We start from the raw sequence: 2,212 nt of genomic DNA, 5'->3' as shown, positions 1-2,212 counted from the left end.
GCTCAGGGCGACGGCGGGGGCGGCGGTCCTGCTCTGTGCGGCGGCCGGCGCCGCCTCGGGCGGGCTCCACGCGGCGGACCTGCGGCGCGGACCGGTCCCGGGACTCGCGGAGAGACACGCCCGGGCCACGGCGGAGGTGACGATCCTGTCCGATCCGCGGCTCACCCGCCCCCGGGTCCGCGGCGACCGGTCGGCACCCGTCTCCGTCGTCGCGAAGGCCGAGGTGACGCGGATCGAGCCGGCCGACGGCTCGGTCCACCGCGCCAGGACGCCTGTGCTGCTGGTCGTGCCCGCGGGGGAGGGGCAGCGCGAGTGGCTGAGGGTGCTGCCGTCGACCCGTCTGCGGGTCCAGGCGCGACTGGCACCCCCGCTACGCTCCGGCGAACCGTTCGCCGCGGTGATACGGGTCGACGCCACCGGGCCGCCGCGGATCACCGGGCCGCCGAGCGTCCCGCAACGCACCGCGGGGGAGCTCCGGGCCGGCCTGCGACGGGCGACCGACGGACTGTCCCCGGACGCGCGGGCGTTGCTCCCGGGGCTGGTCGTCGGCGACACCGCCCGCATCGGACCCGATCTCGCCGACGCCTTCGAAGCCACCGATCTCACCCACCTGCTGGCCGTGTCGGGGTCGAACCTCACCGTCGTCCTGCTGCTTCTCGTCGGACGGCCGGGGACCGCCCTCCGGGCCGAACGCGGAGGGCTCGCGCCCCGGCTCGGCATCCCCCTGCGGTCCACCGCCCTCGCCGGGGGAGGCCTGACCCTGGCCTTCGTCGTCGTGTGCCGGCCCGATCCCAGCGTCCTGCGGGCGGCCGCCTGCGGTCTCGTCGCCCTGCTGGCCATCGCCACCGGCCGCCGCAGGTCGATGATCCCGGCACTGGCCGCGGCGGTGCTGGCGCTGGTGCTGTACGACCCGTGGCTGGCGCGGAGTCACGGGTTCCTGCTCTCCGTCCTGGCCACCGGAGCGCTGCTCACGATCGCGCCTCGCTGGAGCGAGGCGCTGCGACGGCGCCGGGTGCCGGACCGGCTCGCCGAGGCGGTCGGCGCTGCCCTGGCGGCCCAGATGGTCTGCGCTCCGGTGGTGGCGGTGTTCGCCGCCCGGGTCAGCCTGGTCGCCATCCCCGCCAACCTGCTCGCCGAACCGGCCGTCGCGCCGGCCACGGTGCTCGGCTTCACCGTCCTCGCCCTCTCCCCGGTGGCGCCCTCGGCCGCCGCCTGGGTGGCGCGGATCGCGGCCTGGCCCGTGGAGTGGATCGCGGGCGTGGCCCGGCGGGGTGCGGAGCTGCCGGGGGCGGAGGCGGCCTGGCCCGGCGGTTGGTGGGGCGGACTGCTGCTCGCCGGGATCTCCGGTGCGGCGGTGCTGGCCGCCTGGAAGGTGCCGTACCGGCGCAGGATCGCCGCCGGCTGCGTGGTGCTGCTGTTCCTCGTCGTCGTGCGTCCGGCGCCGCTGGCCCGGCTGGCCACCGGTTGGCCGCCGCCGGGTTGGGTGTTCGCGATGTGCCAGGTCGGGCAGGGGGACGCGACCGTGCTGGCGGCGGGCGGGGACACGGCCGTCGTGGTCGACGCCGGACCGGATCCGGCGCTGGTGGACCGCTGCCTGAGCGACCTCGGGGTACGCCGGATCCCGCTGCTGGTGCTCACGCACTTCCACGCGGACCACGTCGCCGGACTGCCCGGGGTGCTGCGGGGCCGGTCCGTCGGCGCCATCCAGACGACGGGACTCGAGGAACCGGCAGGACAGGCGGCGTTCGTGCGCCGGACGGCCTCGGCGGCCGGGGTTCCGGTGGTCCGGGCCGTGGCCGGGGAGCTGCGGCGCCTCGGGGCGCTGGAGTGGCGCGTGCTCTGGCCCCGGGAGCGGTTCGCGGGGACGGGACCGGAGGAGTCCGAACCGAACGACGCGAGCGTCACGCTGCTCGTCCGGACCGCGGGAGGGCTGAGTCTGCTTCTGCTGGGCGACCTCGAACCACCGGCCCAGCAGGGCCTGTTGCGTGCTTACCCGGGGCTGGCGCCGGTGGATGTCCTCAAGGTCGCCCACCATGGCTCCCCGTATCAGGACCCCGGGCTGATACGGGTGGTGCGGCCGAGGCTGGCGCTGGTCTCGGCCGGGCGCGACAACCCGTACGGGCATCCGTCGCCACGGACCGTCGGGGCGCTGCGCGCCGGAGGTGCGGAGGTGCTCAGAACGGATCGGGACGGGGCCGTCGCGGTCGTGGGG

Annotated in this window: 1 protein-coding gene; it reads left to right on the top strand. The window is 76.8% G+C overall.

Annotated elements, in window-relative coordinates; translation table 11 throughout:
• The coding region (locus tag EAO71_RS35355) for a ComEC/Rec2 family competence protein (RefSeq protein ID WP_261992498.1) at positions 1–2,212 on the top strand (2,212 nt) is incomplete at both ends.

Origin of the sequence: Streptomyces sp. MS191 (genome assembly GCF_008042125.1) — a bacterium.
Lineage (GTDB): Bacteria > Actinomycetota > Actinomycetes > Streptomycetales > Streptomycetaceae > Streptomyces.
Note: the sequence above shows the minus strand (reverse complement) of the source record. Positions and strands in the feature narration are given on the sequence as shown.